The organism is Parabacteroides caecihominis (assembly GCF_023656785.1).
Classification (GTDB): domain Bacteria; phylum Bacteroidota; class Bacteroidia; order Bacteroidales; family Tannerellaceae; genus Parabacteroides; species Parabacteroides segnis.
Window position 1 is genome coordinate 1 of sequence record NZ_JAMOKS010000072.1, and the last position, 9,859, is coordinate 9,859.

Annotated in this window: 6 protein-coding genes; 5 read left to right on the plus strand and 1 reads right to left on the minus strand. The window is 41.4% G+C overall.

Going from position 1 to position 9,859, the window contains the following annotated elements; genetic code table 11:
* Positions 1-346: 346 nt before the first annotated feature.
* Positions 347-685, minus strand: a complete 339-nt coding sequence (locus NBH14_RS28200) for a cupin domain-containing protein (RefSeq protein ID WP_128133031.1) — start codon at positions 683-685, stop codon at positions 347-349.
* A gap of 173 nt (positions 686-858) precedes the next feature.
* On the opposite strand from NBH14_RS28200, the gene NBH14_RS28205 reads away from it, so the two are divergent.
* The 5 genes from NBH14_RS28205 (at position 859) to NBH14_RS28225 (ending at position 9,777) form a co-directional block, all read left to right on the plus strand.
* Positions 859-3,078, plus strand: a complete 2,220-nt coding sequence (locus NBH14_RS28205) for an alpha-N-acetylglucosaminidase (protein WP_186962065.1) — start codon at positions 859-861, stop codon at positions 3,076-3,078.
* A gap of 411 nt (positions 3,079-3,489) precedes the next feature.
* Positions 3,490-4,074, plus strand: a complete 585-nt coding sequence (locus NBH14_RS28210) for an RNA polymerase sigma-70 factor (protein WP_046147440.1) — start codon at positions 3,490-3,492, stop codon at positions 4,072-4,074.
* 65 nt (positions 4,075-4,139) lie between these two features.
* On the plus strand, positions 4,140-5,162 hold the full coding sequence (locus NBH14_RS28215) for a FecR domain-containing protein (RefSeq protein ID WP_186962064.1): 1,023 nt from the start codon (positions 4,140-4,142) through the stop codon (positions 5,160-5,162).
* A gap of 343 nt (positions 5,163-5,505) precedes the next feature.
* A complete protein-coding gene (locus NBH14_RS28220) occupies positions 5,506-8,880 on the plus strand; it encodes a TonB-dependent receptor (protein ID WP_186962063.1) in 3,375 nt (1,124 codons plus the stop codon).
* 18 nt (positions 8,881-8,898) lie between these two features.
* Positions 8,899-9,777, plus strand: coding sequence for a RagB/SusD family nutrient uptake outer membrane protein (locus NBH14_RS28225; RefSeq protein ID WP_250817980.1), 879 nt, complete (start codon positions 8,899-8,901; stop codon positions 9,775-9,777).
* Positions 9,778-9,859: the final 82 nt, after the last annotated feature.

The following is a 9,859-nucleotide window of genomic DNA, read 5'->3' on the forward strand; positions in this document are numbered from 1 at the left end:
GGTCGATTTCAGCCAAAATTTGAGAACAAGAACTTTTTCCAGAACTAATTTTCTTTCTATTTACTATACAAAATGTCAAAGATCTTTTTGAGATATGTTTTTACACAGTCTCTTGAGAGGGGATAAGGGGTGTGTAAAAGCCTGTTATAGGACCGAACTATAACGTACGTCTCATGACAGTGGGAATTTTTCCCCATTGCAATGGGGATCATTCCCCTCCAGTGGGGGAAAATTCCCCACATAAATAAAGAATGTGGGGAATTTCTAACAAGAAAAAAACATTCCTCGGCTAACAAAGTCTCAAAATACAGCCTGAAGACACCGTCACTAATTGATTCATATCTTTCTATAGAAAATCCTTTCTTACCGGATTGAACGTGTCAATCAGAACACCGGCTTCCACACACTCGCAACCATGCAAAACTCCCGGTTTCATATAAACGCCATCCCCAGTCCGGACAACCTTGGTTTCCCCATCCGTCGTAAACTTAAAAACGCCGCTTGCCACATAAGTAACCTGCGTATGGGGATGCGTATGAGGTGCACCGACCGCTCCCGCTTCAAATTTCACCTTCACCATCATCAGATCACCATTATATCCCATGATCTGACGTTGCACACCTCCACCGAGATCCTGCCATCCTATTTCTTTTTCAAACTGAAAATTAGTACTTTCGTGATTCATAAATTCTTATTTATTAATTCCTGTTCAGGCTGTAAAGATAGACGATAATGTAGTTTTTTCAAATATTCATAGGGTATCCGGTGCTTTTATACGTCAATTATTCGACATTCAGATACTTTGCTTAGTAATTACACATGAAAAACATTATAAATACTAAATTAATATTTTACCAAATGAAATTAAGATTGATTGTATGTTGCCTATTACTTTCCATAGGCAGTATATGGGCTAAAGACGATGCACGCAAGGCTTCGGAAGCCCTTATCAAAAGGGTCATTCCCGAAAGAGCCTCTTCGTTCAAAGTGGAAATGCTCCAGGCGAAAGATGGAAAAGATTGTTTTGAAATTGAATCGAAAGGTCATAAGATCATATTACGCGGTAACAACGGAGTATCTGTGGCCTCCGCTTTATACCATTATCTGAAATACTACTGCAACGCCCATATTTCCTGGAACGGAGATAACCTGAATCTTCCGTCGCGATTGCCTGAAGTGCCGGAAAAGGTGGCCTGCCCCACCGCTTTCGACCACCGCGTTTATCTGAATTACTGCACAGTCAGTTACACGATGGCCTGGTGGGACTGGGAACGTTGGCAACGTGAAATAGACTGGATGGCAATGCACGGAATCAATATGCCTTTGGCAGTGATCGGACAGGAAGCAGTCTGGCAAAACACCTTACGCCGGTTTAAAATGAATGACGATGAAATCCGTACATTCTTAGTCGGTCCGGCTTTCCAGGCATGGCAATGGATGACAAACATCGAAACATACGGAGGCCCGTTGCCCCAATCATGGATCGATTCTCACCAGATACTCGGACAACAGATACTTGAACGCCAGCGTGAACTGGGAATGACACCGATCCTGCAAAGTTTTACTGGTTTTGTCCCCATCAAATTGAAAGAAAAATATCCGGACGCCCGCATCAAAGACAAAAATCGTTGGTGCAACGCATTCACAGCAACCGTTCAGTTAGATCCTCTCGATCCTTTATTCAAAGAAATGGGACAAGCCTTTCTGGAAGAACAACAGAAATTATACGGAACCAATCATATATATGCAGCCGATCCCTTCCATGAAGGAGCAGCTCCCAGCAACGAAAAGTCATATCTCGAAGCGGTAGGGAAAGTGATATGGGAAGTCGCATCCGGTTTCGATCCTGAAGCTGTTATTGCCATGCAAACCTGGTCGTTACGTGAAGCTATTGCACGCACATTCCCTCAGGACCGTTTGTTATTACTGGATTTAGGAGGCTGGAATGTGGAAAAATTCAATAGCTTCTGGAACTATCCGTATGTGGCCGGCGTACTGCATAACTATGGCGGACGTGTTTACATGGGTGGTAACCTGGCCTTATACGCCCAAAATGCACACGAACTGAAGCAAAGCCCCAAAGGAGGCAATATACAAGGCATTGGCCTCTTCCCGGAAGCAATCGAACATAATCCGGTCGTTTACGAACTGTCTACCGAAATAACCTGGATGCAGGATGCACCGGACTTGGAAAAATGGATTACCGATTATGCACGTGCCCGCTACGGAAAACTACCAGCCGGTGCAGAACAGGGGTGGAAAGTCTTACTGGAAACAGTCTATGGAAGTAAAGCTGGTAGACTACCCAGCACAGAAAGTGTCATGTGCGCCCGTCCAGCTTTGACCATCCAGAAAGTTGCCGCTAATGGAGATTTGAGTCGCCCTTATTCTACCGTTCGTTTATGGGATGCGGTCGATCATTTCCTTCAGGCTTCCAACGATCTGAAAAAAAGCGACACCTACCGTTATGACCTGGTGGATGTGATGCGCCAGTGTCTTTCCGACCTGTCTTTGCCTTTACAAAAACAAATCACAGAAGCCTATCTGGCCGGAGATAACGAAAAGTTACAACAAGCCGGAGAGCAGTTTCTGACATTGATCGATGACTTCGACCGCCTGTTGGGTACCCGCTCTACTTTCCTGCTTGGCAAATGGATTAAAGAAGCACGCCAATGGGGAACGACTGAAGAGGAAAAAGATCTATATGAATGGAATGCCCGTACATTAGTTACAGTATGGGGTCCAAATCATTCTTCCGCTCACCTGTTTGAATATTCAAACCGTCAATGGGCCGGCTTAATGAAAGGGTATTATAAACCACGTTGGGAGAAATTCATCAGCTACCTGAAAGCCCAGCCCAAAGGAGAATGGCGCTATGACGAACAATATATCCGTAAATCATTAGGAGGACGTCCCGCATTGGATGCCAGCGATTTCTATACTCGTTTAACAAATTGGGAGTATGATTGGGCGTTTAACAAAGACGTTTATCCGGATACTCCGCAGGGAGACGAGATTGAAATCGTAGAAGAATTATATGCCAAATGGCTTCCTGTGATGAAACAGGCTAATAAATAAATCTGAGAACTTTTCGAATCTCACCGGAACAGACAGGTTTACAAAGATGCAATTCCGTTATTCGGATAATGCCAATAACAGAATTGCATCTTTACATAACTTCTAATCGTTAAAAACCATTTTAATAGAAGAATTAAAAGCGGTCGTTTTATTTGAGTTCTTGAAGAACTCGGGTTAAAACCACATCACATAACATTTTGTTTTTCAATCCATAAAACAAAAACCACTCAATAAGTTTATCCTGGATATTACTATATGTATAACTTTTATAATATAAGAATCCTTTTGATTAATGTCAGGTTTTTAACTACTTGTAATAAAAATACCTTATATTTGCATCATGTGGATGCAATAGTTCTTCAAGAACTACGCACTAGCTAAAAATCATATTCCCCCATTGCGATAGATAAAATGAAGGAAAAGGAGAAGGAGATAAGTTCCATTGATAGTTTGTTTTGGAGAATTGCTATAAAAGATGACGAGATAGCATTTCGTACTCTTTTTTTTCAATTTTTCTCTCCTTTATGTGTTTTTGCCCATAGATATATTGACAGATGGGAGACTTGCGAAGACATTGTACAGGAAACTTTTTTCAAAATATGGAAAAACAGAAAGAATATAGAAATCAATACATCTAGCCGTAACTTTCTTATCACAAGTGTAAAAAACACCTGCATAGATTTCCTACGTAAACAGGAAACAGAACAAAACTGGCAGCAAAAAGAGATCGAGAATAATACTTCATGGTATACCTCCGGAGATATCTACTCAACGATAGAACTGGAACAGATGCTTTCGGCAGCACTTGCCAAACTTCCTGACAACATACGGATTGTTTTTGAAAAAAACAGATTCGAAGGTATGACTTATGCTGAGATTGCAGTCGAACATAATATTTCAGTCAAGACAGTAGAGGCCTATATGACAAAAGCGTTAAAACATCTTCGTGTTGAATTGAAAGATTACCTCCCACTTATAATCCTGTTACTCTGGTAATATAAAAACATTCTTTAACATAGGGTATCTTTTATGCTATACGTCTAATTTATAAAAGAGCGAAAGTGGATATTCATACAGAACATATAATAGCATATCTTGAAGGACGTTTATCTAAAGAAGAAAAGAACGCTTTCGAGCAACAGCTACAATCCTCCCCCGACTTCAAAAAGGAAGTAGATGATATTCGTTTTATCTGGGAAACTACGGCAGAACTTAAACTGCATAAGCAAATAAACACCCGGCAGAACTGGGAAAAAGTCTCAAGACAAATCGCTATTGATAAGTACAAAAAGAAAATCCTGAGTTTTATCCGGACTTCAGCAGCAGTACTGCTAATCCCTGTTCTGATCGCGACCTATTCCCTGTTCAATACGCTGAAGGAATGGAATAACCTGCCGGTAGAACAAGTGGAATTGACAACGGCCTATGGTTTGATTTCCAAAATCACCCTTCCCGACGGATCCGAGGTATGGCTAAACTCCGGTTCCTCCATCTCCTATCCCAAACGTTTTACTGACAACAAAAGAAATATACAACTGACGGGAGAAGCATATTTTAAAGTAACTTCTGATAAATCGAACCGCTTCGATGTATTAACGCCCAATGGATTGCAAGTCAGTGCCTACGGTACAGAGTTCAATGTTAAGGCATATGAAGATGAAGATAAAATAGAGGCAACTTTAGCAAAAGGGCATATTGAAGTCACAGAAATAGGCCAGCCGGTTTCCAGGACCTTACGTCCGGGAGAACAGGTCGTATATTATAAAAATACCAGTAGAATGGAAGTTGACAAAGTTAATCTGGCTGTCGAAACTTCATGGAAAGACGGAAAAATGATATTCAGACGAGCTAACATGAATGAAATCGTACAACGACTCGCTCGCCATTTCAATGTCGACATCAAACTGGAAGGTGAAGAATTGTATGACTATAACTATTCTGCTACTTTTACCACAGAGACACTAAGTGAAGTTTTACTCCTACTGGAAAAAACAGCGCCTATAAAATGTACAGTGATAGAACCTAAACAAACAGATGATTTCACCTATTCACAACGCACCGTTATCATAAAAACGATAAAGTAACACACACCATCAAAGAAAAAAGAAAAAAAGTGGATTTTAACATAGGGTGTTTCCCCGCACGTCACGTCTAATATAAAAATAAAAACAAATGTTATAAATGTTAACTTAAAAGAAGTATTATATGAGAACAGACACTTAAAGAAAAAGCAGGAAAACGCTGGTTACATTTTCCTGCTTCAATCAAACAAATTACCAATCCGAAAATCTCACCTGACGAATGGTAATCCCCAATTAAGTTATTTTCAAACCTAATTAAATTTGATAATGTGAAATTATGAAGAATTTATCAAACCTAGAAGGTTTTAAGTCTAATTTTGACTTATTACCAAAAATTCCAATGCGTATGAAACTCGCTGCATTCTGTTTAACCTGCTTTTTAAGTACGGCAAGTGCAAGCACCTTGTACTCACAATCTGCCCGAATTTCTTTGGACATGAGGAATGCTTCTGTTGAACAAGTTTTACAGGAAATTGAAGAAAGTTCCGAATTTTACTTTATGTACAACAGCAAGCTTGTTAATGTTGACCGTAAAGTAAACATCAAAGTTAAAGACAAATCAATTGAAACTATCTTAAATGAAATTTGCAAGGCTGCAAACATTGAATATAGTGTAAATGACAAGCAAATCATCCTGCGCCCGAAAAGCATGGAAGCAAATGCTACTCAGCAAAAAACAAAAACTATCAAAGGTATTGTCAATGACCAGTTAGGTCCTATTACCGGAGCAAACGTTTCTGTAAACGGTACTACTATCGGTACAATCACCGACATGGATGGTCGTTTCACTTTGGAGGTTCCGGAAAATGCGACATTACAAGTATCTTTTATCGGTTACCTGACTCAAAATGTAAAAGTGGAGGGACAAACCGATTTTACAATCTCCATGAAAGAGGATACACAGAAATTGGATGAAGTGGTTGTTATCGGCTACGGTACACAAAAGAAAATGAACCTGACAGGATCTGTAGCTACAATCTCTGCTGAAAACATTGCAACTATTCCGGTTTCCAATATTTCCAATGCGATGGCCGGACGTATGCCAGGTATCTTCTCTTACAATAAATCCGGTATGCCCGGTGTATCTTCCCCGATCACCATCCGTGGTGTCAATACTCCAAATAATACAAATCCGACTTATGTAATCGATGGTGTCGTTCGTGAAAAAGCCGACTTCGATGCGCTGGATCCGAATACAATCGAAAACATCTCCGTACTGAAAGATGCAGCCTCGGCTGCCGTTTATGGTTCGCGTGCAGCAAATGGTGTGATTGTTGTTTCAACAAGACGCGGTAAGAATCAGAAACCACAGTTCAGCTACTCCGGATTGTTCGGTACTGATCGTCCTACCCGTACCCCTGAAGTAATGAACGCTTATGACAGGACTGTTTATCTGAACAATCAGTTTATGTATAACGGAGTTCCGGAAACAGACTCACGTTATTATACTGCCGACGAACAGGAATATTTTAAGACACACAGTACCGATTGGTTCGATCTGGCCTGGAAAAATCCGTTCACAACACAACATAACCTGAGCGTTAACGGTGGTAGCGAACGTATCAACTACTACATGTCGGTAGGTTACTACAACCAGACCGGTACCTTCGACAATTTGGACTTCAAACGCTACAGTTTCCGTTCAAACGTAGACGCCAAAGTGGCGGATAACTTCACAATCGGATTGGATGTAGACGGTAATATGAGCGACCAGCGCACGCCTTACTGGCCTCATGATTCGGACAAAGATCTGATGAACGACATGTATCGTGCTTTATTGAATTTCCCGTCGACAGAACCGGCTTATGTAAATGGACAACCGAATGCGACTATCTATAACTGGAACATTTTGGAAGCAATCAAAAACGGCCATGTATCAAAAAAACATAATACATTGAACACGAAATTGAGTGCTAAATGGGATATTCCATGGGTAGAAGGTTTGACAGCCAATGCCATGTTCAACTACCGCCGGTATTATGAAAACGAAAAACAGGCAGGAAAGAAATATACATTATATATACATGAGACTTCAGGCGGACACAATCATATCATCCGCGACGATGCTCCGGTTGTCGGAACACGTACCCGAACCGAAAACGGTAATTTCGTCAGAAAAGATTTCAATGAAACCAGTGCTTATACACTAAACCTGCAATTGAATTATAACCGTACATTCGGCAAACATGATATCGGAGCCATGTTCCTGTATGAACAATATGAAGAATTTGGAGATAAATTCTGGGCACAACGTAAAGAACTGCTCTCTTCATCGCTGGAACAATTGTTTGCAGGCAGTGCAGACAGCCAGTGGAAAGATGCCGACGGTAATGAATCCGAAATCGGACGTATCGGTTATGTAGGTCGTGTAAACTATGGTTTCGACAATCGTTACCTGCTGGAAGCAAACTTCCGTTATGATTCATCGGTAAAATGGATTCCCGGTAAACGTTGGGGATTCTTCCCTTCAGTATCTGCCGGATGGCGTGTCACAGAAGAAAACTTCTTCAAATCGAATGAAAAGCTGAACTTTATCAATAACCTGAAACTTCGTGCATCATACGGTACACTAGGTAATGACGGTGGTGATGATGTTGCTTACTATCAGTATCTGAATAAATTCATCACACAAACAGATAAAATCAAGACAAATGCCGTGTTCGGTACAGGTGCCACCGGTATTCTTCCGGGTGTCTACCCTAGTTTAGGCATCACATGGGAAACAACGACAACAGCCGATGTCGGTTTCGATTTAGGCTTGTGGAACGGTCTGTTAAGTTTGGAATTTGACTATTTCCATAAAAGAACTTCAGATATCCTGATGGACCGCGTTCGTACAATTCCGGGAACATTCGGGGCTGATCTTCCAAAAGAAAATTATGCAGAAATGGTAAACCAGGGTTGTGAATTCTTAGTACGCCACGATAATAAAATCGGCAATTTCACATACTATGTATCGGGGAACTTCTCTTTCGCACGTAACCATTATACAAAGATCGATGAATCTGCAAATGCTTACGAATGGGAAATCAAAACAGGTCGCCCAATTAAATTCATCACCGGTTATCTGGCTGACGGCATTGCCCGCACGGATGCAGACTTGGTTGGTTTACCTCAATATAACGGTGGATTCGACTGGTCAAAAGGAGATATCATCCTGAAAGATATCAATGGAGCAGGTGGTGTAGGCGGTCCCGACGGAGTTGTTGACGGAAATGATAAAGCTGTCCTTTCCTTATACAGCAAAGACCCTGAAATCATCTATGGTATCAGCCTTGGAGGTGAATGGAAAGGCATTGACTTTACAGCCTTCTTCCAGGGGGTAGGCCACCGTGCAATCATGTTCCCGAACCGGGGTGATACATGGACTGAACAGACAGTTTTAAATATCTGGTCTGATGCTTACTCTCCCGATAATATCGATGGTAAATATCCGCGTGTCGGAGGTACAGGATCAAAAGGAGCCAACGGCCAGGAATCTTCCTTCTGGTTGATGAACGGTAATTATTTCCGTTGTAAGAATATTGAAATCGGCTATACACTGCCAAAACAGTGGTTGGGTACAATCGGTGTAGACCGTTGTCGTGTTTATGTCTCAGGAACTAACCTGTTCGTCTTTGACCACATTGGTATCTACGACCCGGAAAACAGTGGTGATCGTGGTGCTTACCAATATCCGCTGACTAAGAGTTTCAACTTTGGAATTAATGTAAGTTTCTAACAATTTGAGTAATTCGATATGAAAAAGATATTTATTACATGCGCAGCTATTCTGGCATTTTTCTCTTCTTGTTCCAGCATATTGGATAAGGAAGATCTGAGTTCCATCTCAGAAGAACAGGTTTGGGTTGACGAAACTCTGACTACCGCTTTCCTGAACGCACTGTATGTTTCCATCCCGAGTTGGGATACAACAGTGGCAGATGCAAGTGATGAAGCGACAGGTGGTGGAGGTTGGGTAGATGGAACCACGACTCCGGATAATATGAGTGACACACAAGATTCCGCTCCAACCTGGTACTGGCCTTACAAAAACATTCGTAACTGTAACATTTTCATCCAAAATGCACAGAATCCGGATCTTTGTACGATCGATCGCGATCTGGCTAACCGTTTAACTTACGAAGCCCGCTTCATCCGTGCTTATCTGTATTTTGAAATGGTAAAACGCTACGGCGGTGTTCCACTGATTACTGTTCCGCAGGAACTGACAGACGACCTGTTTGTAAAACGTACATCTACCAAAGATTGTTTCGATTTTATTATCAACGAATTAAAAGCATGTGCAGAAGGTCTGCCGGCCTCTTTCTCCGGTGACAATCTGGGACGTGTGACTAAAGGTGCTGCCAAAGCATTCCTCGGCCGTGTCTTGTTATTCCGTGCCAGTCCTCAATTCAATCCAAGCTACAATGCCGAACATTGGCAGACAGCTTATAATTACAATAAAGAAACACTCGACTATCTGATTGGTCAGGGACATGCTCTTTACAGTGATTATGGCAAACTGTTCCTGGAAGAAATGAATCAGGAAGTGATCTTCGCCATCCGTTACGAAAACCCGACACGCACTCATACCAGAGATGCTCTAACTTTGCATAGTTCACCAAAGCAAGATTAATTCAATATATTTGTTGTATGAATAATTGAATTAACCGATCGGTAGAAGTAAACTATCTCGAGATGTAGAGTTGCAATCAGCT